22 protein-coding genes are annotated in these 26,647 nt (G+C 51.1%); 18 read left to right on the top strand and 4 right to left on the bottom strand.

What is annotated here, in order from left to right; translation table 11 throughout:
* The first annotated feature begins 274 nt into the window (after positions 1-274).
* The 6 genes from BN2106_RS04030 to BN2106_RS15760 all read left to right on the top strand — a co-directional run bounded on the left by BN2106_RS04030 (position 275) and on the right by BN2106_RS15760 (position 5,311).
* Positions 275-1,441, top strand: coding sequence for an ABC transporter substrate-binding protein (locus tag BN2106_RS04030; protein ID WP_050697286.1), 1,167 nt, complete (start codon positions 275-277; stop codon positions 1,439-1,441).
* A gap of 90 nt (positions 1,442-1,531) precedes the next feature.
* The gene (locus tag BN2106_RS04035) at positions 1,532-2,413 is read left to right on the top strand and encodes a branched-chain amino acid ABC transporter permease (RefSeq protein WP_050697287.1); all 882 of its coding nucleotides are present in this window, start codon (positions 1,532-1,534) and stop codon (positions 2,411-2,413) included.
* 13 nt (positions 2,414-2,426) lie between these two features.
* Positions 2,427-3,404: a branched-chain amino acid ABC transporter permease gene (locus tag BN2106_RS04040; RefSeq protein ID WP_050697288.1), complete on the top strand. Its 978-nt coding sequence runs from the start codon at positions 2,427-2,429 to the stop codon at positions 3,402-3,404.
* A gap of 3 nt (positions 3,405-3,407) precedes the next feature.
* Positions 3,408-4,169, top strand: a complete 762-nt coding sequence (locus tag BN2106_RS04045; RefSeq protein ID WP_050697289.1) for an ABC transporter ATP-binding protein — start codon at positions 3,408-3,410, stop codon at positions 4,167-4,169.
* 1 nt (position 4,170) lies between these two features.
* On the top strand, positions 4,171-4,881 hold the full coding sequence (locus BN2106_RS04050) for an ABC transporter ATP-binding protein (protein ID WP_050697290.1): 711 nt from the start codon (positions 4,171-4,173) through the stop codon (positions 4,879-4,881).
* 76 nt (positions 4,882-4,957) lie between these two features.
* Complete coding sequence (locus tag BN2106_RS15760) at positions 4,958-5,311, top strand: helix-turn-helix domain-containing protein (RefSeq protein WP_082236353.1); 354 nt, start codon at positions 4,958-4,960, stop codon at positions 5,309-5,311.
* Between the two features lie 166 nt (positions 5,312-5,477).
* Here the strand turns inward: BN2106_RS15760 and spoIID are convergent, their stop codons facing one another.
* Positions 5,478-6,461: a stage II sporulation protein D gene (spoIID, locus tag BN2106_RS04060; protein ID WP_050697291.1), complete on the bottom strand. Its 984-nt coding sequence runs from the start codon at positions 6,459-6,461 to the stop codon at positions 5,478-5,480.
* A 316-nt stretch (positions 6,462-6,777) separates the two neighbouring features.
* Here spoIID and BN2106_RS04065 point away from each other — a divergent pair, with 316 nt between their 5' ends.
* The 10 genes from BN2106_RS04065 (at position 6,778) to BN2106_RS04110 (ending at position 20,549) form a co-directional block, all read left to right on the top strand.
* Entirely contained in the window at positions 6,778-8,142 is a 1,365-nt protein-coding gene (locus BN2106_RS04065; protein ID WP_050697292.1) for a citrate/2-methylcitrate synthase, read from the top strand.
* Between the two features lie 189 nt (positions 8,143-8,331).
* Positions 8,332-9,210 carry a hypothetical protein gene (locus BN2106_RS04070; protein ID WP_050697293.1) on the top strand — a complete coding sequence of 293 codons (879 nt, stop codon included), beginning with the start codon at positions 8,332-8,334 and terminating at the stop codon, positions 9,208-9,210.
* A gap of 129 nt (positions 9,211-9,339) precedes the next feature.
* Positions 9,340-10,359, top strand: coding sequence for a type I glyceraldehyde-3-phosphate dehydrogenase (gap, locus tag BN2106_RS04075; protein ID WP_050697294.1), 1,020 nt, complete (start codon positions 9,340-9,342; stop codon positions 10,357-10,359).
* A gap of 137 nt (positions 10,360-10,496) precedes the next feature.
* Positions 10,497-12,392, top strand: a complete 1,896-nt coding sequence (locus tag BN2106_RS04080) for an NACHT domain-containing protein (protein WP_050697295.1) — start codon at positions 10,497-10,499, stop codon at positions 12,390-12,392.
* Between the two features lie 331 nt (positions 12,393-12,723).
* Positions 12,724-14,808, top strand: coding sequence for a 1,4-alpha-glucan branching protein GlgB (gene glgB, locus BN2106_RS04085; RefSeq protein WP_050697296.1), 2,085 nt, complete (start codon positions 12,724-12,726; stop codon positions 14,806-14,808).
* 62 nt (positions 14,809-14,870) lie between these two features.
* Positions 14,871-16,094 (top strand): glucose-1-phosphate adenylyltransferase, encoded by a 1,224-nt coding sequence (locus BN2106_RS04090; protein ID WP_050697297.1) that lies wholly within the window; start codon positions 14,871-14,873, stop codon positions 16,092-16,094.
* Positions 16,091-17,209, top strand: coding sequence for a glucose-1-phosphate adenylyltransferase subunit GlgD (gene glgD, locus BN2106_RS04095; protein WP_242846243.1), 1,119 nt, complete (start codon positions 16,091-16,093; stop codon positions 17,207-17,209). The genes BN2106_RS04090 and glgD overlap by 4 nt, the downstream gene beginning before the upstream one ends.
* Before the next feature lie 46 nt (positions 17,210-17,255).
* Positions 17,256-18,680, top strand: coding sequence for a glycogen synthase GlgA (glgA, locus tag BN2106_RS04100; RefSeq protein WP_050697298.1), 1,425 nt, complete (start codon positions 17,256-17,258; stop codon positions 18,678-18,680).
* Positions 18,681-18,857: 177 nt separating this feature from the next.
* Positions 18,858-20,111 (top strand): glycoside hydrolase family 3 protein, encoded by a 1,254-nt coding sequence (locus BN2106_RS04105; RefSeq protein ID WP_050697299.1) that lies wholly within the window; start codon positions 18,858-18,860, stop codon positions 20,109-20,111.
* A 39-nt stretch (positions 20,112-20,150) separates the two neighbouring features.
* Positions 20,151-20,549, top strand: a complete 399-nt coding sequence (locus tag BN2106_RS04110; protein ID WP_154666422.1) for a hypothetical protein — start codon at positions 20,151-20,153, stop codon at positions 20,547-20,549.
* On the opposite strand, the gene BN2106_RS04115 is transcribed toward BN2106_RS04110, so the two are convergent.
* The gene (locus BN2106_RS04115; RefSeq protein WP_074017402.1) at positions 20,541-21,539 is read right to left on the bottom strand and encodes a D-alanyl-D-alanine carboxypeptidase family protein; all 999 of its coding nucleotides are present in this window, start codon (positions 21,537-21,539) and stop codon (positions 20,541-20,543) included. The two genes, BN2106_RS04110 and BN2106_RS04115, sit on opposite strands and share 9 nt — an antisense overlap.
* A 636-nt stretch (positions 21,540-22,175) precedes the next feature.
* A complete protein-coding gene (locus tag BN2106_RS04125) occupies positions 22,176-23,495 on the bottom strand; it encodes an erythromycin esterase family protein (RefSeq protein ID WP_050697302.1) in 1,320 nt (439 codons plus the stop codon).
* Between the two features lie 227 nt (positions 23,496-23,722).
* Here BN2106_RS04125 and BN2106_RS04130 point away from each other — a divergent pair, with 227 nt between their 5' ends.
* Complete coding sequence (locus BN2106_RS04130) at positions 23,723-24,187, top strand: helix-turn-helix domain-containing protein (RefSeq protein WP_050697303.1); 465 nt, start codon at positions 23,723-23,725, stop codon at positions 24,185-24,187.
* 520 nt (positions 24,188-24,707) lie between these two features.
* On the opposite strand, the gene BN2106_RS04135 is transcribed toward BN2106_RS04130, so the two are convergent.
* On the bottom strand, positions 24,708-25,436 hold the full coding sequence (locus BN2106_RS04135; RefSeq protein WP_050697304.1) for a helix-turn-helix domain-containing protein: 729 nt from the start codon (positions 25,434-25,436) through the stop codon (positions 24,708-24,710).
* Positions 25,437-25,906: 470 nt separating this feature from the next.
* Between BN2106_RS04135 and BN2106_RS04140 the strand changes: the two genes are divergently transcribed.
* A complete protein-coding gene (locus BN2106_RS04140) occupies positions 25,907-26,626 on the top strand; it encodes a histidine phosphatase family protein (RefSeq protein WP_050697581.1) in 720 nt (239 codons plus the stop codon).
* Positions 26,627-26,647 lie beyond the last annotated feature (21 nt).

Genomic DNA, 26,647 nt, shown 5'->3' on the forward strand with positions numbered 1-26,647 from the left:
GGCAGAACGCCGATTCTGTCGGGAATCGGCGCATCATTCCGATTTTCATATTGCAAATTGAATAGGCCCGTAGTATAATTTTTAATAATAAGGATTCCTATGGATCGAACGGATGCTGTGTGGACATATCTGTGCCGCTGATCATTGACAGTTTACAGAAATCTGCAGATTGTGACGCGCCCATCAGCGGACATGGCGGGACATACGGCTGTTTTTATATGATGCGGGCGGTCCGCAGACGGTTTGATCCAAAACAAATTTTGGAGGTTAGAACATGAAAAAGCGTTTATTGGCAATGTTTTTAGCAGCGGCAATGATGCTGACTGCGGTGACAGGCTGCGGCGGCGATCAGGGTGGAGCAGGCAACGGCGGTTCCGAAGACGGCGACATCAAAATCGGCGGTCTGGCACCTTTGACGGGCGATGTTTCGGTCTATGGTATTGCAGTCGACAACGGTGTGCAGATCGCAATTCACGACATTGGCGCAAATGGCGGCGTACTTGGCAGGGACATCCATTACATTATGTACGACGAAAAGGGCGATGCGACGGAAGCGGTGAATGCCTACAATAAACTGGTGCAGAGCGATAAAGTCGTAGCGATCATCGGTGATGTCACATCAAAGCCGACCCTGGCGGTTGCGCAGCAGGCGGTCAAAGATAAAATCCCCATGATTACCGCTTCCGGTACAGCGGAAAACATCACCGCGACCGGAGAAAACATTTTCCGCGCCTGCTTTATCGATCCGTTCCAGGGCGAATTGATGGCGTCTTATGCGGCGAAGAAGCTGGGCAAAAAGACAGCGGCTGTCATCTATGATATTTCCGACGATTATTCCAAGGGCTTATATGAATCCTTTGAGGCTGCTGCAAAAGATCTGGGGCTGGAGGTTGTACAGGTAGAGGGCTACAGCAAAGGAACTGTCGACTTTAAGGCGCAGCTGACTAATATCAAGAGCAAAAATCCCGATGTCATTTTCCTTCCGGTATACTATCAGGATGTTGCGCTGATTGCCGTACAGGCGAAAGAGCTGGGAATTACCGCACAGTTCCTCGGTGCGGACGGCTGGGATGGCGTTACCGGTCAGGTGGACGTGAGCAACATGGACGCGGTCAACGGCGCGTATTTTTGCAGTCAGTATTCCGCACAGAGTGACGATCCGAAGATGCAGGAATTTCTGAAGAAGTATAAAGAACTTTATGGCACTGATGCAAGCCAGTTTGCCGTTTTGGGCTATGATGCAATGATGATGCTGGCGCAGGCCATTAACGAAGCAGGTTCCACCGATTCTGCGGCAATCACAAAGGCGTTGGCAGAGATTGACTTCACCGGCCTCACTGGCCACATGGTGTTCGATGAAAAACGCAATCCGATCAAGAGTGCTGCGATTACGCAGATTCAGGATGGTGCATATCAGTTTGTTGAATACTATGAGAAATAAATCGGATTTATAAAACAGAATGTATAATTGGAAAAGAGGGCGATGCAGGTCACCCTCTTTTCCGGTTATTAGACTGAGGGAGGGGCGGTCATGGATATTTTGGCGCAGGTACTCAACGGCTTGGGCATCGGCAGCATTTACGCCCTTGTAGCGCTGGGTTACAGTATGGTTTATGGTATTGTGCAGCTGATCAACTTTGCACACGGCGATATCATCATGGTGGGCGCATATGTAACGTATGTCGGTTTGGTGATGGCGGGCGTGCCGCTTTGGGCAGCAGTTCTGATTTCTATCTTGTTCTGCGGCATTGCGGGTGTTTTGATTGAAAAACTGGCTTACAGCCGGCTTTTGAAGAAAGGCGCGCCGCGTATCTCCTTGTTGATCACGGCGATCGGCGTCAGCATTTTTCTGCAAAATTTGTCGCAGCTTTTGTTTTCTTCCAGCGCAAAATCCATGCCGGCGATGTTCCCCAACGGCATGCTGGAACTGGGAGCGCTGCAGGTCAGCTCCAATACATTGCTGAATATCGGCACGTCAATTGTCATGATGATTGCGCTGCAGCTACTGGTGAATAAGACAAAAATTGGAAAGGCGATGCGTGCGACCAGTGAGGATGCGGGTGCGGCCAAACTGATGGGGATCAGCACGAGCTCCACCATTGCCTTTACGTTTGGCGTCGGCTCCGCGCTGGCGGCTGTCGGCGCGGTACTGTATTGCAATACCTTCCACCAGATTACCCCCTACATGGGCGGTATGCTGGGCCTGAAGGCGTTTGTCGCTGCGGTGCTGGGCGGTATCGGCAGCATTCCGGGTGCGATGCTCGGCGGCTATATTCTGGGCGTTGCGGAGAGCCTGACCACGGCGGCAGGCGGTTCGCAGATTACGGATGCGATTGTGTTCGGCATCCTGATTCTTGTTCTGTTGGTCAAGCCCGCGGGCTTGTTTGGCAAGAACACAAGAGAAAAGGTATAAAGGGGGCGGCGTCATGAAAACGAAAAAGTGGATACCAAACGTGATCATCCTGGTGCTGGTGCTGGCCCTTTATGTGGTTCTTTCCGTACTGATTTCCGCCAATATCATTAACCCATATTACTCGGGCATTCTGACCATGGTGTGTATCAATGTCATTCTGGCGGTCAGCTTGAACCTTGCCACCGGATTTTTGGGACAGCTGGTGCTGGGACACGCGGGCTTTATGAGCGTGGGCGCCTATGCGGCGTCTCTGTTCACCATGTATTCCGGTTTACCGCAGATCATCAGCTTTCCGATTGCCTTGTTGGTGGGCGGCCTGGTGGCTGTGGTGTTTGGCGTCATCATCGGCGTACCGGCGCTGCGCCTGAAGGGCGACTATCTGGCAATCCTGACATTGGGCTTTGGTGAAATCATCCGTGTACTGATTCTGGCGGTGCCGTTTACAGGCGGTGCGGCAGGTTTGTCCGGAATTCCCCTGCTGACAACGTTTACTTATGTATTTATCCTTGCAATTTTAACTGTTGGTATTATTTTTGCCTTCATTCATTCCCGCCACGGCCGTGCGGTAATCGCGATTCGTGAGGATGAAATTGCGGCAGAGGCGGCGGGCATCAATACCACCTATTACAAGTTGCTGGCGTTTGTCATGGCGGCGTTCTTTGCCGGCGTGGCAGGCGGCCTGTATGCGCATCACATCGGTGTGCTGGACCCCGGCAAGTTTAATTTTAACTATTCTGTCGAAATTCTGATCATGGTCGTTCTGGGCGGCATGGGCTCCATCACCGGTTCCGTCATTGCGGCGGTGGTTCTGACACTGCTGCCGGAGGCGCTGCGCGGGTTTTCCGAATACCGTATGCTGATCTATTCCATCATTTTAATCTGTGTCATGCTGTTTAAGCCGTCAGGCCTTTTGGGACAGTATGAATTCTCTATTGCGAGAATTTTCAAAAGACTTACCCACAAAAAAGCAGATGCGGAAAAGGAGGCGTGACAGGTGGCTGTACTTGAGACAAAAAATTTGGGAATCGCGTTTGGCGGCCTGCGCGCGTTGGAGGATGTGCAGATTTCTATCGGCGAGCGGGAGATTGTCGGCCTGATCGGGCCGAACGGCGCCGGTAAAACGACCATGTTCAACCTTTTGACCGACGTCTATGTTCCGACAGAGGGGTCTATTGAACTGGAAGGAAAGAGTATTGTCGGCAAAAAGACGTATCAGATCACACAGAACGGTATTTCCCGTACCTTCCAGAATATCCGGCTGTTTAAAGATGTTTCTGTCATTGACAACGTCAAGATCGCCATGAACTTTCAGATGAAGTATTCCGTGCTCTCCGGTATTTTCCGTACACCGGCTTACCGCCGCGAGGAAAAAGAGGTGGAGGCGCGGGCGCTTGATTTGCTGAAGGTATTCCATCTGGACAGCAAAGCGGACGATATGGCGAAAAATCTGCCGTACGGCCAACAGCGAAAATTGGAAATTGCGCGGGCGCTTGCCACCAACCCGAAGGTACTGCTGTTGGATGAGCCGGCGGCGGGCATGAACCCGACGGAAACCAGGGAACTGATGGAAACCATCCAGCTCATCCGGGATCGGTTTGAAATCTCCATCTTGCTGATTGAACACGACATGAGCTTTGTAATGGGCATCTGCGAGCATATCTTTGTGCTGGACTACGGCAAAATCATCGCGGAAGGCAGCGCGGAAGAAATTCGCAACAATCCAAAGGTCATTGCGGCCTATCTGGGAGGGGAATAATATGGCAATGCTGTCCGTAAAGGATTTAGAGGTATATTATGGCTCCATCCATGCGATTAAGGGCATTTCCTTTGAAGTCAACGAAGGGGAGATTGTTACGCTGATCGGTGCGAACGGCGCGGGCAAAACCACTACGCTGCATGCAATCAGCGGGTTGGTCAAGGTGAAAAGTGGTTCAGTCGACTTCTGTGGTAACAATCTGCGTACCACGGAGCCGCATAAGATCATCCGGCTGGGTTTGGCACAGGTGCCGGAAGGCCGCCGTGTTTTTGCCAAGATGACCGTGCAGGAAAATCTGGAGATGGGGGCGTGTATCCGCAAGGATAAGGCGGCGGTGGAGGCCGATTATAAGGCGGTATTTGAACGCTTGCCGCGCTTGAAGGAACGCCGTAAGCAAATTGCCGGTACGCTTTCCGGCGGCGAACAGCAGATGCTGGCGATCGGTCGCGCGTTGATGGGAAACCCGAAAATGCTCTTGCTGGATGAGCCGTCCATGGGCTTGTCTCCCTTGCTGGTCAATGAGATTTTCAACATCATCCAGGATGTCAACAAGTCAGGCGTGACGGTGCTCCTGGTAGAGCAGAATGCGAAAAAAGCGCTGGAAATCGCTAACCGCGCCTATGTGTTGGAAACCGGCGGTATCTCGATGTCCGGCGATGCCAAGACGCTGAGCCAGGATGAGCAGGTGCGCAAGGCATATTTGGGCGGATAATAAAAACATGTAAAAGGGGCTGTTGCAGAATACAAACTGCAACGGCCCTATTCATTTATATGGGAGGGGAATGACTTTGGACTTCCTTGAAAAGTTGGACTTCTTGATGGACAGAAATAAGCTGAATAAGAGGACCCTGTCAAAAGCCTGTGGGATACCCTATACGACAATAGATGGTTGGTATAAAAAAGGGTATGAAGGGATGAAATTAACTACATTGCGTAAGTTGGCAAATTTTTTTGATACCTCTCTGGACTTTTGGGCAAGTGATCAGCCGTATGAAAATGCAATGATTGACGAAGAAATCAGGTGGTTTGTAAAGCAGTACCGCTTGTTGAGCGACGAAGATAGAGATTTGATAAAACATATGATAAGATCATTATCTGGAAAAAATGGGGAACAGCAGGCTGATGGGAATGAGCAGAAGTAGCCTGTCTTGTCTTCTGAAATTGACACATGGGTGTTGCAAGCTTAAAAAACCGTATTGGAATTTTCCCAATACGGTTTTTTAAGCTTGAGATAATACTAATAGTAATAATGATGGTGTTATATACAAATAATAAGCGCTTTTCAATCAGATTAGCAGAAAAAAGCCTTTATAAGTTGGTCAACGTGGTATTGGGATAGTACCAGGCGAGAATTTCCTCATAAGTTGCACCGTGTTCCGCCATAAACTGCGCGCCCGTCTGGCTCATACCGACGCCGTGTCCGTATCCCTTGACCAGGAAGGAGAATACACCGTCCAGATAGCTCACGGTAAAGTTGGCGGAGCGCAGGCCAAAGGCAGAGCGGGCCGCGTCGCCCTTCATCTCCTGCCCGCCGATGGCGATGGTTTCCACCGTGCCGGAATTGGTGCGCTGTGCATTGCCCACCCAGGAATAGGGATCACCAGAGAGGTCTGCCTTTGGCAATACCTTCAGAACGGCGGTTTTGAACTCTTCTGCAGAAAGGGTGACGGTGGTCTGATATCCGTTTGCCAACATGTCGCCGGGGCTGGCGACCGGAACCAGGTAATCGAGTTTTCCACCCCAGACATCCTCTGAGCTTTCCGTCTTGCCGGAGGAAATCGCAAAATAGGTCGCATCGATCAGCTCGCCGTCGTTTTCCAGGACTTTACCCGCAACGTCGTTGACAACAGTGGTGAGCTTATCGTAATAGCCCTGAAATTGATCGCCCCAGCGCTGCTGCATCTGTTCCCTGGTTACATAGACCTTCCAGTTTTGCGGGTCGGCGGTAAAATCGGAAGCGGTGTTCTTCTCCTGCGCCTGTTTCCGCAGGCGGCTGTAGTAAGTATAGGCGGCGACAGCCTGCGCCTTCAGGGCCTCCGGTTCGCTGGCGGGCCCCATCTCTGTGACGATGGCGCCGTATAGGAAGTCGGTGTCACTGACGGTTAAGACCTGCTGGGTGGATTCGTCCAGGATGCGGAACGAATCGCCCGTCGGCTGTACGGCAGGAGCGGATTCCGTTATCTTGGGTGCGTTGGGGAGCGTCTTGTCCGAAAGCTCGGCGCCGACCGATAGAAAGGGAATGAATAGCATGGCGAGGAACAGGAGCAGACACAGGATGGTTGTACCTTTCATATTTACACCTCCGCAAACGTGGTTTGCATGTTCAGTATCATGGGCGGGCTATTCCATTTTTACATGCGTTTTTCATGAATTATGCATACGGATTCCAAAATTTGCGCAATACTGCCTGAAATAGAAATAAAAATGAAATATTCAACAATTTTCACTGCATAGAGAAGCCCAAGATTGCCCAATCTGGAATTGACTTTAGCACAGTGTTCCTATAAAATATATGGTACTGTAACGAAATGGTTAAATTTGTCGCTGTAGGGCGCGCAAAAATGCGGATTGGCCCTGCGGCAGGCTGAGAAACGGAGAGTGCGTTAATATGGGAGATATGCAGCAGGATCGGCAGATTGGGTTCCAAACGCTGTGCGAGGAGTTCCGCGCCAATAACCAGATTCCGCCGGAAAAATTTGATTTGTATCAGGTCAAACGCGGCCTGCGCAATCCGGACGGAACCGGCGTCATGGCGGGCCTGACGCGCATTTGTAATGTACACGGCTATTTAATCAACGATGGGGAGCGGATTCCGGACGAGGGCAAACTGACCTACCGCGGCATCAGCGTCTCCGATATTGTGGAGGGTTGTACCAGAGAGAACCGCTTCGGCTTTGAAGAGGTGGTCTGGCTGCTTTTGTTCGGCCAGCAGCCGACCCGGCACCAGCTCGACGGTTTTAACGGGCTTTTAAACAGCTTCCGGGAGCTGCCGGAGTATTTTGCGGAAGATATGATCATCAAAGCGCCCTCCCGCAACATCATGAATAAACTGGCGCGCTCCGTTCTGGCGCTGTATTCCTATGACGACCAGCCGGATGACTCTTCCCTGGAAAACAATATGCGGCAGGCGATCCAGCTGATCGCGCGGTTGCCCACCATTATGACTTATGCTTACCAGGTAAAACGCCGGCACTTCGATAAAGAGAGTATGTTTTTCCATCCGCTCAACCCGAACCACTCCACCGCGGAGGCGATTCTCAATGCCATTCGTCCGGATCGTGTCTTTACAGATGAAGAGGCCAAGCTGCTGGATATCTGCCTGATTCTGCACGCGGAACACGGCGGCGGCAACAATTCCACCTTTACGGCGCGCGTGCTGTCCTCCACGGGCACGGATATTTATTCTTCAATCTCCGCGGCAATCGGCTCTTTAAAGGGACCCCGCCATGGCGGCGCGAACCACCGCGTCATGATGATGATGGACGACTTAATGGAGCATGTGGAGAACTGGGAGAACGAGGACGAGGTGGAAAGCTATTTGCAAAAGATCGTTCGCAAAGAGGTTGGCGACCGCTCCGGCCTGATCTATGGCATGGGGCACGCGGTGTATACGCTTTCTGACCCGCGCGCGGTTATTTTAAAGAAAAATGCCCGTGAAATGGCGGAAAAGCGTGGCCTGCTCCGTAAATTCGAGCTGTTTGAGCGTGTGGAAAAGCTGGCGCCCGACGTCTTTGCCAAAGTAAAGAACGATACAAAGGTGATTTCCGCCAATGTCGATTTTTACTCCGGCCTTGTCTATGAGATGCTGGGGATTCCCAGCGACCTGTATACGCCGATGTTCGCGGTGTCCCGTATTGCGGGCTGGTGTGCGCACCGCATAGAAGAAATGGAAACCTGCGGGCGCATCATGCGTCCAGCCTACCGTTCGCTGGCGCAGAACCGGCCTTATATGCCGATTGAGAGACGGGGCTGAGCGCGCTCTTGGACATACCAGCGGCTTCCTGTGCGCATGCGGCACGGGGAGCCGCTTTTTCGTTGGAATATTCTTATGAATATATTATATAAGAAAATTAAACAAAGTCCGATTGTGTACAATGAATAGCAGTTCGTTTTGAAAATGAATGCCAACCAACGATTTTATATAAGAAGGGGAAGTCCGATCATGTCAATCAAACACGCCTGGATTGTTTTCTGCGCCGCCCTGGCGGTTGCGTTGCCCGTGCGTCTGTACCAACTGCTTGCGCTTTTGGACGAGGATACCGGGTTTTTAAATGGCGGCACCGTTTCAACCGTCGTATTGGTAGCCGTGATGCTGGCAGCGTTCGTGGCATGCCTGATCATCAGCGCGAAGAGCAAGGATACGCCTGTGCGCTACGCGCCGCTGCAGAGCGCGCCGTGCGCGATTCTTTCCGGCTTGACGGGCGTGTTGATTCTGTTTGACTCCATTCAAAGTATCTTTGCAAATAATCAGCGGCTCGCAGAGGCTGCCAATGAGGAAAAAAATATCATGCCGATCTATGTAGTGGGGATTTTTCTGGCGGTGGTCGGGATCGCGGCGGCAATTTCCCTGCTGTTGACTGCCTACGGTTTTGGAACCGGCGGCAATCCGATGGGGAAACATCCGCTGGTTGCGCTGCTTCCCTCACTCTGGGGATGTGTCAGCCTGATTTACCTGTTCATCTCCTACACGGCAGTGGTCAACGTTTCAGAGAACGTCTACGATATGTTCTCCATGGTTCTGCTTCTGTTGTTCCTGTTTGCGCAGTCCAAGCTGTTTGCCGGAATAGAGGGCTGGAAAAGCGGCCGCCTGCTCTATGGGATGGGCCTGCCGGCAATCCTGCTTTCTCTGGTCACGTCCGTGCCGACGCTGCTGATGGCGGTGATGGGCAGGACCGTTCCCGGCTTACTGACGAACAGCATGCACCTGGTCAATCTGGCAATGGCGGGGTATATGGTTGCCTTTCTGTTGGCCGCGCGCCATCTCCCGCAGGGGGAGTGGAGCCTTTCTGCCGCGGCGGAAACCCTGAAAGAGGAAGAATAAGCCGGAAACAGGAAAATTATTTGAAAAAATGTAAGTTAAATTTATGTCAAAGTATTGTATTCTCTGGGCAAATGCTTTAGAATAATAAGTAGGACAGACTAATTATAAATTTCAGGAGGTACAAGTTCTATGTCTATTAAAATTGGCATCAATGGCTTCGGCCGCATTGGCCGCCTGGTCTTCCGCGCTGCTGTTGCACAGCCGGAAACCTTTGAGATTGTTGGCATCAACGATCCGTTCATCGATCTCGACTACATGGTTTATATGACCAAATACGATACCATGCACGGTCGTTTTGACGGCTGCGTCAAGGCGGAAGACGGCAAGCTCGTTGTCAATGGCAAGGCGATCAGCGTCTTTGCGGAAAAGGATCCTGCCAATATTCCGTGGGGCAATGTTGAGGCTGAGTATGTTGTGGAGTCCACCGGCGTGTTCTGCACCACCGAGAAGGCTTCCGCTCACATCAAGGCCGGCGCAAAGAAGGTTGTTATCTCCGCTCCTGCAAAGGATAAGGAAACGCCCACATTCGTATGCGGCGTAAACCTCGACACCTACACCAAGGACATGACCGTTGTTTCCAACGCGTCCTGCACCACCAACTGCCTGGCTCCTCTGACCAAGGTTATAAACGACAAGTTTGGCATTGTGGAAGGCCTCATGACCACCGTTCACTCCACAACTGCTACCCAGAAGACTGTTGACGGACCTTCCATGAAGGACTGGCGCGGCGGCCGTGCGGCGGCTGGCAACATCATTCCGTCCTCCACAGGCGCTGCGAAGGCTTGCGCACTGGTTATCCCGTCCGTTAAGGGCAAGCTGACCGGTATGTCCATGCGTGTTCCGACCCTGGACGTTTCTGTTGTTGACCTCACCGTGAGCCTGGCCACTCCGACCACTTACGAAGAGATCTGCAAGGCTGTGAAGGAAGCTTCCGAAGGCGAGCTGAAGGGCATCCTCGGTTACACCGATGAGGCTGTCGTTTCCTCTGACTTCCTGGGCGATCCGCACACTTCCATCTTTGATGAGAAGGCCGGCATCATGCTGAACGACCACTTTGTCAAGCTGGTTTCCTGGTACGACAATGAGTGGGGTTATAGCAACAAGGTCCTCGACCTCATCAAGCACATGGTCAAGGTGGACAACGCCTAATTTCAGCGTTTGCTGAAACGGCTTGTAAGCCATTCTTTCACTGAAATTGTATGGCGTCCCTGTTCTCCGCGAATGCGGAGGGCAGGGACGCTTTTTTATTTCTTTTGCCTTGACAGCGCTCTTTCTGATGTAGGATAATGAAAGAAAATGCGGAGGAAGGGTGGAAACAGGCGATGGCGGACAGCGGTACAGGCTTTACACAACTGGTCGATATCAATCAAATAGCGTCGGATTCTATTTCCAAGCTGGTACAGGTCTGCGCAAAGAAAATTTGTGAAACAGTTCGAGAGAAATGGAAGGACAGCGCGGCGAAATCGGAGATCGATTATCGGGACGCCTTTGTGCAGTATTTGCAGCAGGCGTTTGAAAAGTGCAGTAAGATGAAGACACTGCTGTACCGCAAGGAATCCAAATATCTGTATGATTTTTACGAGTGCGTTGGCGTGTGCATGGGTGGGAAAGAGATTTCAACCCGGCAGATCATGAATATTTTGAATCTGGGACATAATATCATTATCAGTGGGACGGGCGGCATCGGAAAGACCACTATGCTGAAGCATTTTTTTCTGGATGCGATTCAAAACACCAATCTGATTCCGATTTTTGTAGAATTGCGTTCCATCAATGAGCAGGATATGCAGCTGGATGAGTGCATCTATCGCAATATGTGTTTATTGGGCTTTCAGATGGAGAAAAAATATTTTGATTACAGCCTGGAGGCTGGGTGTTATGTGTTCCTGTTTGATGGGTATGACGAGATCAAACAGGAAAAGATGGAGGCTCTGGCCAAGGCGTTGGTTGCGCTTTCCGACCGGTACCCGGATAACTACTTCATCATTTCCTCCCGCCCCATGCGCGAATTTATCGGCTGGAACAGCTTTTTGGAATTGGAGGCGGAAAATCTGACGAAAGAACAGGCGTTGTCACTGATTCGCAAGTTGCAGTACGACGAGGAGGTCAAACAAAAATTCCTCCGGGATTTGGAACGCTCTCTGTACGACGAGCACGAGTCCTTTGCTTCCAATCCGCTGCTGCTGACAATTATGCTGTTGACCTATGAGGAGCACGCTTCTATTCCGGACCGGCTGAACGATTTTTATGAGCAGGCGTTTCTGACCCTCTTTAACAGCCACGACGCGACCAAAGGCGCGTTTGTGCGGGACATCCGGAGTCGATTGCCCTATAATGAGTTTAAAAATGTTTTTGCACATTTTTGCTTTAAAACGTATTTTAAAGGAGTCTATGAATTTACGGAGGCGCAGCTGCACGCGTTTCTCAACGAAACCCGTGCGAAATTGGGCGTGGACGGTATGGATGTGCAAAATTTCATCTACGACCTGACGCATTCGGTCTGTATGCTGATTGAAGATGGGGTCAATCTGCGCTTTTCCCACCGGTCGTTCCAGGAATATTTTGCGGCGGTGTATACGACCAGCCTTTCCGATGAAACACAGGGGAGGCTGCTGCAAAGGTGGGTGCGCGATAACAGCTACCGGATCCGGGAAGAAAATTTCCTGTTTATGCTGCACGATATGCAGGCGGAACGATGCGAACGGAACGTATTCTTACCGCTGTTGGACCAGCTTGCCAGAAAATTTGAAGCGAACGACCGTTCCTATGAGTGGCTTTTATCTTACTTTTTTGAAGGAATTACAGTGGACAGTGCGTCTGAGGATCAGGAAAGGGACGGTACTCTTTCTATTGCTTTCCTGATAAGAAGCGGACAATATACAAAAAGTGGGATGTATATCAATCTGCTTGCGATGATCAGCAAGCTGAATGGATTTCATCCGACGATACCAGAAGACTATGACAAGGCCTTTAATCGATTTGTCGATTATTTTAACCGTTATGCATTGGTAGATATGGAATGGAAAGATTTGGCGAAGTCCGAGCTGTATCCGTCAGTTCCAACGGTTTCGTACTGGTATTGCCAGCAGTTCGACCACGCAATGGCGTTTCTGCACCGAATCAAAGACCGGTGTGTGTACAATGTAAAAAAAGACTTTGATAATCTATTGGATTCCTTATAAATTGAAAAGGCGGTCCCGTTTTCCATAACAAGGAAGATGGGACTGCCTTTTCCTGTAAAATGGGGAATAGAAGAATTTCCACAGGTGATTTTCAATGTCCGGCTTCCTGTAGGGCTTGTTTACAAATTGCGACACGGGCCCTGTGCTATAATTTCCTTTGGAAATAGCGTACATTGGATCGGAAAACTTAGTCGCTTTGTAACAAAGTGACCAAAATATTTTATGTATATCCATAGAAAATCCAATTAAACAACCAAAAAGGCTTGCTATTCTGTCAATTTGTGGTATGATAAATCTAAGAAAAAAGATGTCTGAAGGGGAGCTGGTTTCAATGCCGAATGTCAATAAAACGGAAGAAAATAATTTCCCGCTTTACCTGTTCCATCAGGGGACCAATATAAAGGCCTATGAGTTCATGGGCGTGCATAAAACGGAAGTAGATGGAAAAGAGGCGATGGCGTGCCGCGTATGGGCGCCGAACGCACAGGCAGTTTCCATTGTAGGTCCTTTTAACGATTGGGATGAGACAAAGCATCCGCTGAAAAAAATCAGCGACGGCGTTTGGGAATGTTACCTGCCGTTTGCTCTCCCTGAGTTTGAAATCTATAAATTCAGTATTACCGGAAAAACCGGAAAAAAGGTTATGAAAAGCGATCCGTACGCGTATCATTTTGAGACGCGTCCCGGTAACGCGTCCCGCTATTACGATATCGAAGGCTACGCATGGAACGATGCGGCCTGGTTCCAGCACAAGAAGGAGAAGCCGCATTACAGCCAGCCGGTCAATATCTATGAATTGCAGCTGGGCTCTTGGCGGCTCTATGAGGATGGAAACGTCTTTTCGTATGAAAAGGTTGCGGAAGAGTTGATCCCCTATATCAAAGAAATGGGCTACACGCATGTGGAGCTGATGCCGATCACGGAGTACCCGTTTGACGGCTCCTGGGGCTATCAGGTGACGGGCTACTTTGCGCCGACCTCCCGCTACGGCGAGCCGAAGGATTTTATGAAATTTGTGGACCAGCTGCACGAAGCGGGAATCGGCGTCATCATGGACTGGGTCCCGGCGCATTTCCCCAAAGATGAAGTGGGACTGGCACAGTTTGACGGCACAGCCTGCTACGAATACGCCGACTGGCGCAAGGGGGAGCACAAGGACTGGGGCACGCTGGTGTTCGACTACGGCCGCAACGAGGTGGTCAGCTTCCTGATTTCCAGCGCCGTGTTCTGGCTGGAAAAGTACCACATCGACGGGATCCGTGTGGACGCCGTCGCGTCCATGCTTTATCTGGACTACAGCCGCAAAGACGGCGAGTGGGTTCCCAATAAGAACGGCGGCAAGGAGAACCTGGAGGCGGTCGCGTTCCTGCAAAAAATGAACGAGTCCATCTTTGAACTGTTCCCTGAGGTCATGATGATCGCGGAGGAATCCACCTCCTGGCCGATGGTCAGCAAACCGGTTTACTGCGGCGGCCTTGGCTTCAACTACAAGTGGAATATGGGCTGGATGAACGACATGCTGCACTACATGTCTCTGGACCCGATCTACCGCAAGTTTAATCACGATAATATCACGTTTTCCTTCTTTTATGCTTTCTCAGAGAATTTTGTCCTGCCGATCTCGCATGACGAGGTGGTGCACGGCAAATGTTCTCTTTTGAAAAAGATGCCTGGGGAGCTGGAACAGCAGTACGCCGGATTCCGGACCTTTATGTGCTATATGATGGCGCATCCGGGCAAAAAGCTGAATTTTATGGGCAACGAGTTCGCACAGGATCTGGAATGGAATTTCGAAAAGGGTTTGGACTGGGCTTGCCTCTCCGACGAGCATCACAAGCAGGCGTGGGAGTTTACCAAGGCGCTCAACCAATTTTATCTGGAAAACCCGCCCCTTTGGGAAGTGGATTTTGCTTGGGACGGTTTCTCGTGGATTTCCAACGACGACTATAACCAGAGCGTCATTGCGTTCCGCCGTATCGACAAGGAAGGCGGCGAAGTCATCGCGGTCTGTAATTTCCTGCCGGTCGAGCGGGATGCCTACTGTATCGGCGTGCCATATGCGGGCGTTTACGCGGAGGTGTTTTCCACCGACGCGGCTGCGTTCGGCGGCAGCGGCATCACAAATGGGGACAGCATTAAAACGCGGGACAAGGAGCCGATGCACGGCTGCGAACAGAGCATTAGCCTGCACCTCGCACCCATGTCCGTCATCTATCTCAAATGTAAGCGCAAGAAAGTAAAACGCACCAGAAAAGCAACCGCGGCTGCGGGAGAAACGACGAAAAAGGCGGCGGCAAAGCCAAGGAGCAAGAGCACTTCCACCCGGAAGAGCACAACAGCCAAAACAGGGGAAACAGCACCAAAGCCGAAAACCACCCGGACCCGTAAAAAGAAAACGGAGACGGAAGAGGGATAAGTCGTACTTCAGCGGACGCTTGAAAACAAATAGAAAATATTTTAAGCCAAGGAGGAATTAACATGTTGCCAAAACAAGAAGTCGTAGCGATGCTCCTTGCGGGTGGACAGGGCAGCAGACTCGGTGTGCTGACCAAAAACCTGGCAAAGCCGGCAGTGCCGTACGGAGGAAAATATAGGATTATCGATTTCCCGCTTTCAAACTGTGTAAACTCCGGTATCGAAAGTGTGGGAGTTCTTACACAGTATCAGCCCCTCCTGCTCAACGAATACATCGGCAGCGGCCAGCCGTGGGACTTGGACAGCATGAATGCCGGCGTGCGGGTGCTTCCGCCGTACCAGCGCAGCAGAAAGTCCGACTGGTACAAGGGCACGGCCAACGCCATCTATCAGAACATCAACTTTATCGAGCGTTACAATCCCGAATATGTCGTGGTGCTTTCGGGTGACCATATCTACAAGATGGACTATTCCAAGATGGTGGCATTCCATAAGGAAAACGATGCGGCCTGTACCATCGCGGTCATCGAGGTTCCCATGGAGGAAGCCTCCCGCTTCGGCATCCTGAATACCAACGAAGACGGTTCCATCTATCAGTTTGATGAGAAGCCGAAGGTTCCGAAGAGCAACAAAGCTTCGATGGGCATCTATGTGTTCACCTGGAGCAAGCTGCGCAAGTACTTGGAGGCGGACGAGGCCAATTCCAAGTCCTCAAACGACTTCGGCAAGGATGTGCTTCCCGCCATGCTGAATGCCGGCGAGCGCATGTTTGCCTATCCTTTCCAGGGGTACTGGAAGGACGTCGGCACCATTGAGAGCCTGTGGGAATCCAATATGGACCTGCTCAACCCGAATGTGGATCTCGACCTGAGCGAGGAGAGCTGGAAAATCTATTCCCGCAATCCGGTCATGCCGCCGCATTATGTGGCAAAAGACGCCAAGGTGCAGAACTCCCTTGTTGCGGAGGGCTGCAACGTCTACGGTGAGATTGATTTTGCCGTGCTGTTTGCCGGCGTGTATATCGCCCCCGGCGCGCAGGTGAAAGATTCCATCATCATGCCGGGCGCACGCATTGAGGAAAATGCAATTGTACAATACGCGATCATTGCGGAAGATGCGGTGATCGGCAAGGGCAGCGTGGTTGGCGCGCGGCCGGAAGATATTGAGAATAAGGACGAATGGGGCGTTGCGGTCGTTGGTAACGGCTGTGTGATTGCGCCGGGAACCACCGTGCCCCCCAAGGCGATGATTGATGCGGAAACGCTTGCAGAGGAGGGGACAAAATGATGCGCGGAAACAACATACTGGGACTTTTGTTTTCCAACGTCCATGAGGAAAAAATTCGTGAGCTGACGGAGAAACGCACCATGGGTTCCGTGCCGTTCGGCGGCCGGTACCGTCTGATCGATTTTCCGCTTTCCAATCTGGTAAACTCCGGCATCAACAAGGTCGGTGTCATTACCAAGGGCAACTATCAGTCCCTGATGGATCACCTTGGCTCCGGTAAAGCATGGGACCTCTCCCGCAAGAGCGCGGGCCTGTTCATGCTGCCGCCCTTTGGCCATGAGTCCACCGTCTACAACAGCCGGATCGAGTCGTTGGCCTCCGTTATGCGCTTCCTGAACAATTCTCAGGAGGAATATGTAATTCTGAGCGACTGCGACGTCATCTGTAACATCGACTACAGCGAAGTCATGACGGCGCACCTCAAAAACGGTGCGGATATTACCATTGTATACCGTTACGGCAAATTGCCGAAGATGATCAACGATCCCACGGTCTATTCGATCGATCCGGATGGCCGTGTGCGCGACCTGCTGATTAGTCCAAAGGTCAGCGGCGAGTGCAATTTTGGCATGAGCATGCTGTTGATGCGCCGCGACCTGTTGATTCAAATGGTGAACGACTGTGTCAGCCGCAACCTGTACAACTTCAAGCGCGACCTGCTGCAGCGCAACGTTGAGAATTATCGCATCTATGCCTATGAGTACACCGGCTTTGTGCAGAACATCTGCTCCATGAATTCCTATTTTGAGGCGAACATGGCGCTGATGCTGCCGAAAGTCCGCACCCAGCTGTTCGACCCCAACCGGCCAATTTACACCAAAGTGCGCGACAACATGCCCGCCAAATACGGCCTGGGCTCCAGTGTGAGCAACTCGTTGATTGCGGATGGCTGTATCATTGAGGGCACCGTCGAAAACTGTGTGCTGTTCCGCGGCGTGCGTGTGGATAAGGGCGCCAAGCTGGAAAACTGTGTTATCATGCAGGACAGTGTAATCGGCCCGAACTGTAAGCTGAATTATGTCGTCATCGATAAGGACGTTGTCATCAAGAACGACCGGTCCCTGATGGGCTTCCAGTCCTACCCGGTCTTTATCAGCAAGGGCAGCGTTGTATAAAATCTGCCGGTGTGTATGCACGGTATGAGAAAAAGGGGGAGTCAGTATGAAAGTTCTATATTGTACCAGTGAGGCCCGGCCGTTTGCAGCGACCGGCGGTTTGGCGGATGTGGCGGGTTCTCTGCCGCAGGCGCTGCGCGCGCGGCTTGTTGGCTGCCGCGTTGTAATGCCGCTGTATGAGGAGGTTCCGCAGGAACTGCGCGACAATATGCGGTTTGTCACCAGCCTTTCCGTTCCGGTGGCATGGCGCAGGCAGTATTGCGGTGTCTTTGAGGCGCGCTCCGGCGGCGTCATCTATTACCTGATCGACAATCAGTATTATTTCAAGCGCAAGGGCCTGTACGGCCACTACGACGACGCGGAGCGCTTTGCGTTCCTGTCCCGTGCGGCGCTGGAAATGCTGCCGTATATTGATTTTAAACCGGACATCATCCACTGCAACGACTGGCAGACCGCGCTGGTGCCGATTTATTACAGCATTTTCTATGCGAATAACGAGTGGTACCGCGGCATTAAGACGATCATCACCATCCATAATATTCAGTACCAGGGCAAGTATGGCAAGGAGCTGGTGGAGGACGTTCTGGGTATCCCGAAGTCCGAAAACCATATTTTGGAGTATGATGACTGCGTCAACCTGATGAAAGGCGCGATTGAGACGGCCCACAAGGTCACGACCGTCAGCCCGACCTACGCGCAGGAAATTCTGGATCCATGGTATTCCCATGAACTGGATGGGATCCTTCGCGAGCGTTCCTGGAAGCTGTGTGGTATTCTGAACGGGATCGATACCATCAGTTATGATCCGGCCACCGATAAGGATATTTACGCAAACTTTACGGCGGACGATTTCAGCAACAAGGCGGAGAATAAACGCGCATTGCAGGAGCGTCTGGGCCTTGCGCAGGACCCGAATGTGCCGCTGGTTGGTATGGTTACGCGCATGGTATCCCATAAAGGCCTTGACCTAGTCAAGGAAGCACTGGATCAGCTGATGTGGGAAACCAATATGCAGTTTGCTATTTTGGGCTCCGGCGATTTTGAATATGAGAATTTCTTCCGCGAGATGCAGAATAAGTATCCGGGCCGCCTGTGCGCCTGCTTCGGCTTTGTACCGGAGCTTTCCCGCAAGATTTACGCGGGCGCGGACATCTTCCTGATGCCCAGTAAGAGCGAGCCCTGCGGCCTGTCCCAGATGATTGCCCTGCGGTATGGCACCATTCCGGTGGTGCGTGAAACCGGCGGCCTGAAAGATTCCATTCACGACAGCGGCGACGGCAACGGAAACGGCTTTACCTTCCGTACCTACAACAGCGGCGACATGCTCCATGCGGTACACCGTGCGCTGGAAGGCTATTATAATCCGGAGGGGTGGAAGATCCTGGTGGAGCGCGCCATGCGCTGCGACAACAGCTGGGGAAAATCCGCCAACGATTATATGCGCGTTTACCGTGAGTTGGTCAAAGAATAAACAGATTTGGCGTCAATATAAGTGGCTGAACTACAATGCAGATTATCTACAGACAATTGGCAGGATAAGCGCGATTCCCCCCGTTAAAGTCGGGGGGAATCGTCAAATTCAGCCGGTTTTTGTGTGCTCTGCCCATTGTGGTCCAGCCCTTTCAAATGTATAAGGGGAAATTGGAAAATGTTTCATTTTAAAAAGGATTTTGCATGTCTGTTGGCTGCCTTGCTGCTTTGCGTCCTTTCTGCCTGCGGAACGGCGGATGTGGAAGTGGACCCCTCGGCTGCTCCATCTGCTTCCACTGTGCAGGGCAGCTCCGCACAGGCAGCAGAGCCGTCATCTGATGCGCAGCCGGAAAGTTCCAGCGGGGCGGAACAGAAAGAAGAGCAGCCGTCCTACGGCCTGTTTGCAGAGGGCTATGCGGCAGCAAAGGAAAAGCTGGATACAATGACGCTGGAGGAAAAGGTGGCGCAGATGTTTTTATTCCGTTGTCCAGCGGAAAATGCGCTGGACGCGGTCCAAAAATATCAGCCGGGCGGTTTTATGCTGTTTGCCAGGGATTTTGACGGTAAGACGGCGGAACAGGTGCGGGCGGAGCTGAATTCCTATCAGCAGGCGAGTGAGATCCCCATGCTGTTGGCGGTGGACGAGGAGGGCGGCACGGTGGTACGCGTCAGCCGGAATCCCGCGCTAGCAGAGAAGCCATTCCGCTCCCCGCAGGCGGTCTTTCAAAGCGGCGGCATGGAGGGGATTACGGAGGACACACTGCAAAAAATAAAGCTGTTGCAATCACTGGGGATCAATGCCAACTTTGCGCCGGATGCGGACGTTTCTACTAATCCGTCCGATTTTATTTATGCGCGTACCTTCGGCAAAGGGGGCAGGGAGACGGCGGATTTTGTAAAAACCTCCGTCTTGGCGTATAATAGTCAGCAGATGGCCTGTACGCTCAAGCATTTTCCCGGATATGGGAACAATGTGGATACCCATACCGGCGTGGCAGTGGACCAGCGGACCTATGAAACATTTGAGCAAACCGATTTCCTTCCATTTGCGGCGGGCATCGAGGCGGGCGCGCCGATGGTTTTGGTTTCCCACAACATTGTGGAATGTATGGATCCGGACCGGCCGGCGTCGCTTTCTTCACAGGTACATGAAGTCCTGCGGGACAAGCTGGGGTTCACCGGTTTGATTCTGACAGATGATCTCTCTATGGAGGCAATCCCGCTGTACACAGATGGGGAAAACCCCTGCCACGCGGCGGTTCTTGCGGGAAACGATCTGCTTTTGTCCTCCAATATTGAGGCGGATTACCATGCGCTGCTGACAGCGGTGCAGGACGGCACCGTCTCAGAGGAACGACTGAATGAATCGGTTCTGCGTATCCTGGCGATGAAATACAGTACGGCCTATGATCTTGAAAGGAATGTGGAATAAATGCACCTGTCAACCTTACAAAAAAAGATGCTATTAAAGATGCGTTGGGAACGATTCCCGGTGGCCCGGTTTGAACTGCGCAACGATCGGGAAGAGGATCTGGCAATGACCGCACTGGACGATGTGTGGATTCAGAAGCCGGAGGACTCGATGGAAACGGTAAAAGAGCGGAGCGCCGCGCTGCGGGAGTTGGAGGAAGCCGGTTTTATTCAGATTCACTTTGCTGTTCCGGCTGTGGTTGCCGGCGACCACATGGTCTATTATAAAAGCGAATTATATGCACTTTTGTGTAAAACGGCACTGGAAGCGGCGCAATTGCCGGATCATCTTTTTAACCTGCCGTGCCTGTGCAAGGGCTACGCTGAGCCGACCCTCCAGGGACGGCGGGCGGTCAGAAAGCTGCTGGCCCGCAGAAGGATGGAGCGTCTGTCACGATAATATGGCTTCATAGATCGTGAATGCGTCCAAAATGTGGAATGGCTCCGTGTTGTGGTCGCCCGGCGCGTCCATGGTGATGAGTATGTACTCCCTGCCGTTCTTTTCCGCCAGGCTTGCCAGGCACAGGCCGGCTTCCTCTGTGTAGCCGGTTTTACCGCCTAGAAGCTGCCCATCGGGAAAGGCAGGGGATTCCAAATCTTGAAACAGGGTGCTGTAAAAGGTAATGCCCGGATGGGTAGCGGTTTCGCGCGTGGAGCGGCGTTCAGAAGTGAAAATTGCCCGGAAATCGGGATTTTGCAGGGCGGTATATAGAAGCGTGGTCATATCCCTTGCGGTTGTGTAGTGCTCCGGATCGTGTAAGCCGGTGGTGTTGACAAAGTGCGTGCTCTCCATTCCCAAAGTATGTGCTTTCTGGTTCATCCATTCGACAAAGGCTTCCTGTGAACCGGCGGCATGGTTGGCAAGCGCGGCGGCGGCATCCGCACCGGAAGGAAGGATCAGGCCATACAGAAGGTCGCGAATCTGCACCTCCTGGTTTGACTGGAAACCGGCCATGGAAGCGTTTTGTTCGAATAGGCCGGCAAAGTCCCGATCTGTCAAAACGACAGTCTGGCTGAGGTCTGGAAAGCATTCCAGGGCGACAAGCGCCGTCATTATCTTTGTCAGAGAGGCGGGATAGGCCTTTTCTGTTCCCTGCTTGTCCAGCAGAACGGCGCCGCTCTGCAAATCCTCCAGCACAACACAGCGGCTGTACAGGGACTCCGGCTCCGCGACAGCTGGCAAAATGCCTGAAGAAATCTGGCTCGGGACGTTTTCCGCGCGATGGCCTGGAATCGTCTGAAGCGGGGGTTTGAAATCCCGTACAGTGATAAATACAATAATACACAGCATGCAGAGCAGGGCAAAAAGAAAAACCGGAGGCCGTTTCTCTTTTGGCCGTTTTCTGTAAGAAGCGGTTCTGCGGCGGTTGACATTGGATTCGTAAGACAAAAAAACACTCCCTTTCCTATTGATATTACACCATAGGACAGGAAGTGTTGTTTCATTTTTATCTGACAAAAATCTTAACAAAACCTAAAAATAAAGCAAAGCACATGTTGTAAAACAGCTCTTGCTCTAATTGTGCGGTAGGGCAAAATGCGTTATTCTGCGTTTCTGGACCTCCGGTCGGGAGCACCTACGGCGAGGAATGTTTTTATCTGCAGGTAATGACTAAAACGCGTTTTTCCGCTTTTCTGAAAAGCGGCGGGATCAAAGGGCAGGGCCCTTTGCCGTTCTCCGCAGAGAACGGACGTGCAACGTCTTTCGCGGACCTCCAGTCGGGAAGCGCCTACGGCGAAAACCATTTTTACCTCGCGGGCAATTCTCAAAATATGCCTTTCTCCGTTTCTGAAAGGCGGCGATGGTCGTTTAGAGCGTCGAGCGAGGCTTTGGCCTCAAGCGAGTGTCCCGACCGTAGGGCCTCTCTTCCTGAGAAGAGCGAGTGGGAACGAGTGATATGGTTCTTTAAAAATATTTTGTACTACCGGTGATTTCCGGGACCGTTGCGGAATACAAGCTGCAACGGCCCCTTTACTTTATACGCTCTGCTGTTTTTTGGACAGATAACAGGAATGTGTTCATGCTTTAAAAACGTGTGCGAATGACCGTAGGGTTGGTCTGTTTATAAATGAGCATTCCGTCCCATTCATTTTTTAAGATGGTTGGAAAGCGGACGGCCATCACGTCCTTGTTCCCTTCAAAGTCCAGCTCCCGGCTGTACACGGCGCCCACATTCAGAATGTAGTGTTCTTCTTCCAGATATTGCATGGCAGGGTCCTCTTCTTTGATATCGGAGAGATTCACGTACCAATTTTGGCCCGGCAGATTCGCAAAAAGCTTGATAAACGGGTGTTCCTCTTTGACGTAAAATTCTTTATAACCGCCCTGATTATAGTCAATTGCCTTTAGGGATCCTTCACAAAATGCAGTTCCAATGGAAAAATATGCGTCGCCCAGCCGATCTGCCAGAAGTTCGCCCATTGCTTTTACAGGGGGAATCCCCTCCCGGATGGCGGAACGGCGTGTTACATGAGCGTTATGCCCAGTGAGAAATACCATGTCGGCTTGGTCCAGGGTAAGAATGATTTCGGCGCGGGCCGCCATACAGGAATCCCGGAATGCACAGCCTTCGGCAAATTTCTCCAGGTCCTTTTCCGGGTCGATAAAATCAAAAGAAAGATCTGTAATAAATTCTTTTAATGCCTTGACGCACTCTTGGGCAATCTGGTAGTCGTACAGACTGCTGTTTTCTATGTATGGTTCCTGCAATTGTTCCATCTCCTCCTGTATCCGAACCAAAGCATTCGTGACAGGGGACATGTCTTTATTCTCAAATGTATAGGACGGCTCTTTCAATACGGACAGCAGCGGTTCATATTCCTCAGCCTTATCAGGGAAAACAGATCGGATATAGGTTAACAGGTACGCACTGGCGTAGGCGCTTTCCTGCATATCTACGCCATAAAAATGAATTTGTTTGTCTCTTTCCACTGTTTGATTATAATCGTGCATCCATTCTATCAGCTGCTTAAATTCGTTTGTATGATACACCCAAGATTCCAGGTATTGTATGGCTTCGCCTGCGGTAGCGGGCTCGGAACCCCCAAGGATGTATTGATTGATATACAGACAGCTTCCAAAGGAAGCTTCCAAAAGAAAAGTCCGGCAGCCGTAGGTATTCAGCAGATGAGAAAATACATCTTTGCGCATGATGTGATATTCTTTCGTCCCATGTGTGGATTCACCCAAAGCGACCACCCGAACGTTTTCCGGGATTTCAATACCGGAGATATCGGTTGTATAAGACAGGAAGCGGGCATCCTCTTCGCTTATTTCTGTGGAGCAGCCAAAGACGTTGAGGAGCATCACAAGCATACAGAAAGCAGCAATCAGCTTTCTTTTCATAACAATAAGACTTCCTTTTTGTTTAGTATTTTGTTAAATTTTACCATAATCAGACAAAGTTGTCTATTTGTTCATTTGGTTTTCTAAAATATATTTTATAACGTAACAAAAAATCCAATCGATAACAGATAGAATCCCATCGTTCCACCTGTATTCGCTCAACAGGGGATGTTATTTTCAAATTAAAAACGGTAAAATTCTTGTAAAACGGATCGGAGGAGTTCTGAATGAATCAGGTTGTAATTGGGCAATTCATCATGAAAAAGCGTAAGGAAAAAAATTTAACACAGGAACAGCTTGCTGAAAAACTCAATGTGTCAAACAAAACAATTTCAAAGTGGGAAACCGGAAAATGTATGCCTGACTATGGCGTTATTGAAGCGCTGTGCAAAGAATTGGACATGACAGTTTCTGAATTGATGGATGGAGAAAAAAAGGAAAAGAACAGTATTCGTGTTTATGACGAACAGCAAATTTTGGACCTGTTAAAACGCGTACAGAATTTAGAACAACAAAAAAATTTGTTGTTGGGGATCATGCTGGTTTGCATTGGAATTGTTTTCTACGCTGCTTCGCATTTTTACACGGGATCGATGGCCCATGATCTCATTTCGGGCCTGCTGTTAGGCTTGTCTATCGGCGAAGCATTGGCCGGCATTTATATAATTGCCCGCATGATAGGAAAAAGGTAATCTTCAATAGGTTCAGGTTTTCACCAGTAGAGCCGGCGGCCTGTTTTTACTGAAGGGACAATAAAGGGGCTGTTGCAGCTTGTATTCTGCAACAGCCCCTGAAATTCACTCAGCAACACAAAAAGTCCGTAAAGAGCCATCTCTTTCGTTCCCACTCGCTCTTTTCAGGAAGAGGACCGCCGGCCGGAACGCTCGTTTGAGGGCAAGCCCCGTTCGACGCGCTAAACGACGATCGCCGCCTTTCAAAAACGGAGAAAGGCATATTTTGAGAATTGCCCGCGAGGTAAAAATGGTTTTCGCCGTAGGCGCTTCCCGACCGTAGGCCCGCGAAAGACGTTGTACGTCCCGCTCTCTGCGGAGAACGGTAAAGGGCTCTGCCCTTTGATCCTGCCACCTTTTAGAAAGGTGGAGAAACGCATTTAATCAATAACCCACAAGGTAAACAAAACAGAGCTGTTTGCAACACACCCGTCTGATCTGCTGGTTGCATTCTGGTATTTATCTGCTATAATAAAACCATCTATTTTTTGGCTTTTGTACGCGGTGTGTTTCCCTGCTTTTTGCTGCCCATGCGGGCTTCCGCATTCTGGATCAGGTTAAACAGGGAAGAGGAGAACAACGGGTACTCGGCGGAAAGCTGTTCCGGCGAGAGCACGGGAAGCAATTCCTTGTCCAATCCCTCCATATCATCCACGTTTTCACCGCAGGAAAGCGCTTCCGCGTTGGAGATTGCCACTTCCTGCGCTGCGTTGGCGCGGCCGTTGCTCAATCGCTGTGGAATGGAAAACAGCCCCTGCGGATTCTTCCCGTTGGAGGAATACAGCAGGCGGAACGCCTTGTAGACCGCAACGCTCAAAAAGGCGGAAATCTCCGTGGTCAGGTGTTTGTTATTGCATTTTTGCAGGATGCTGTAAATGATGTTTAGGGAATTGGCAATCAGCTTTTTATTCAGTGTGGGCAGAAGGCTGCCCTTAAACACGTTTTCCTTGCCAGCGGCGTCCGGTTCCGGGAGGTCCTCAACGGTAATCATCGCGCCGGTACGGTGCGGGCTTCTGCCGAGAAGATAGTCTGTGGAAACGTTATAAAAGTCCGCAACCCGGACAACAAACTCCAGCCCGCATTCGCGGATGCCCTTTTCGTAGTGCGAAAGCAACGCTTGGGAAACGCCGAGCTGTTCTGCGGCGCTTTTCTGGCTCAAACCGCGTTCCTTGCGCAAGAGCGTAATAATCCTGGGAAAATGATGATTCATTTTCGATCCTCCACCCCGTTTGTTTGGATATTGTTACAAGCACCGCAGTCCGGCGCCCCAAAATGGGCGCACAAAGAGCAATTTCAACAAATAAGATCAACAGTTCAGCGGTCTGAAAAGGCCCGTGGCGTCGTTGTCGTCTTTGCCGGGCGGCCAGTCCGCCTGCATCTTCCGTTTTGCCACAGTCTTCCCATCTCCGCTTCCTTTACGTCCTTATTTACTGAAAATGCTCTGGGCCGCAAAAGCCTGCGGTGCGTGTCGAAATAGCAGGTAAAATGGGATAACGTACAGTAAAGTATATACTAAATACAACATTTTGTAAACCGCTAGATACAGTATGCGACAAAATTTTCAGCACAAGACTCAGCGGTTTAACTGTAAAAATAAACCATAATTTACAATCTGGAAAGGTGGTTGCAGGCGCAAGGGCAGGGAAAGGGATGTTTTTCAGCCGTTTAGCGCCGGTGTGTATGAAATCTTATACCATTCATTTGATCCGTCATGGGCTGACGGAAGGAAACCTCTTGGGACAATATGTTGGCAGAACCGATTCTCCGCTGGCACAGGAGGGAATCGACGCGTTACAGGAGTTAAAAGAAAAATACGGCTATCCGCAGGCGCAGGCATATTATACCAGCCCGCTGACGCGTTGCCGGGAGACGCTGCGCATTCTGTATCCGGACGCACAGCCGGAGATGATTGATGACTTCCGGGAGTGCGACTTTGGCGACTGGGAGGGCAAGACCGCAAAGCAGTTGGCGGAGGAAGATGAAAATTTTCTCAAGTGGATGGAGAATGGCAACAATGCCACGCCGCCCAATGGGGAAAGCACCGCGCAGCTGGTTTATCGGACCTGCAAAGCGTTTGAAAAGCTGGTGGAAGAAATGCTGCGTTCCGGCACGACCTCCGCGGTGGTGGTTGCGCACGGCGGCACGCTGATGTCGATTCTTTCTGCGTACGGCCTGCCGCGCGCCAGTTTTTATGACTGGATGACGGAGAACGGCTGCGGCTATTCCATGCGTATCACACCCGGCCTCTGGATGCGTTCCATGGTGGCGGAGGTATACGATGTTCTTCCCGAGGGATACGGGGATGAAAAGAGCGAGGAAAAGCAATTGACGGATATTGCGCGCGAGGCGGCGGACCGCGCGTTCAGCCGTTATATTGAAAAAGATGAGAAAACCCCTTGACAATTTTTGACGGCGGCGCTA

Source organism: Anaeromassilibacillus senegalensis, from assembly GCF_001261775.1.
GTDB classification, from domain to species: Bacteria; Bacillota; Clostridia; order Oscillospirales; family Acutalibacteraceae; genus Anaeromassilibacillus; species Anaeromassilibacillus senegalensis.

Coding starts and splice junctions, on each gene's coding strand:
- BN2106_RS04105 (WP_050697299.1), top strand. CDS start 18,858: ATGTTTCATTTTAAAAAGGATTTTGCATGTCTGTTGGCTGCCTTGCTG.
- BN2106_RS04140 (WP_050697581.1), top strand. CDS start 25,907: ATGAAATCTTATACCATTCATTTGATCCGTCATGGGCTGACGGAAGGA.
- glgB (WP_050697296.1), top strand. CDS start 12,724: ATGCCGAATGTCAATAAAACGGAAGAAAATAATTTCCCGCTTTACCTG.
- BN2106_RS04040 (WP_050697288.1), top strand. CDS start 2,427: ATGAAAACGAAAAAGTGGATACCAAACGTGATCATCCTGGTGCTGGTG.
- BN2106_RS04070 (WP_050697293.1), top strand. CDS start 8,332: ATGTCAATCAAACACGCCTGGATTGTTTTCTGCGCCGCCCTGGCGGTT.
- spoIID (WP_050697291.1), bottom strand. CDS start 6,461: ATGAAAGGTACAACCATCCTGTGTCTGCTCCTGTTCCTCGCCATGCTA.
- BN2106_RS04050 (WP_050697290.1), top strand. CDS start 4,171: ATGGCAATGCTGTCCGTAAAGGATTTAGAGGTATATTATGGCTCCATC.
- BN2106_RS04110 (WP_154666422.1), top strand. CDS start 20,151: ATGCGTTGGGAACGATTCCCGGTGGCCCGGTTTGAACTGCGCAACGAT.
- BN2106_RS04130 (WP_050697303.1), top strand. CDS start 23,723: ATGAATCAGGTTGTAATTGGGCAATTCATCATGAAAAAGCGTAAGGAA.
- glgA (WP_050697298.1), top strand. CDS start 17,256: ATGAAAGTTCTATATTGTACCAGTGAGGCCCGGCCGTTTGCAGCGACC.
- BN2106_RS04030 (WP_050697286.1), top strand. CDS start 275: ATGAAAAAGCGTTTATTGGCAATGTTTTTAGCAGCGGCAATGATGCTG.
- gap (WP_050697294.1), top strand. CDS start 9,340: ATGTCTATTAAAATTGGCATCAATGGCTTCGGCCGCATTGGCCGCCTG.
- BN2106_RS04065 (WP_050697292.1), top strand. CDS start 6,778: ATGGGAGATATGCAGCAGGATCGGCAGATTGGGTTCCAAACGCTGTGC.
- BN2106_RS04035 (WP_050697287.1), top strand. CDS start 1,532: ATGGATATTTTGGCGCAGGTACTCAACGGCTTGGGCATCGGCAGCATT.
- glgD (WP_242846243.1), top strand. CDS start 16,091: ATGATGCGCGGAAACAACATACTGGGACTTTTGTTTTCCAACGTCCAT.
- BN2106_RS04135 (WP_050697304.1), bottom strand. CDS start 25,436: ATGAATCATCATTTTCCCAGGATTATTACGCTCTTGCGCAAGGAACGC.
- BN2106_RS04090 (WP_050697297.1), top strand. CDS start 14,871: ATGTTGCCAAAACAAGAAGTCGTAGCGATGCTCCTTGCGGGTGGACAG.
- BN2106_RS04080 (WP_050697295.1), top strand. CDS start 10,497: ATGAAAGAAAATGCGGAGGAAGGGTGGAAACAGGCGATGGCGGACAGC.
- BN2106_RS04125 (WP_050697302.1), bottom strand. CDS start 23,495: ATGAAAAGAAAGCTGATTGCTGCTTTCTGTATGCTTGTGATGCTCCTC.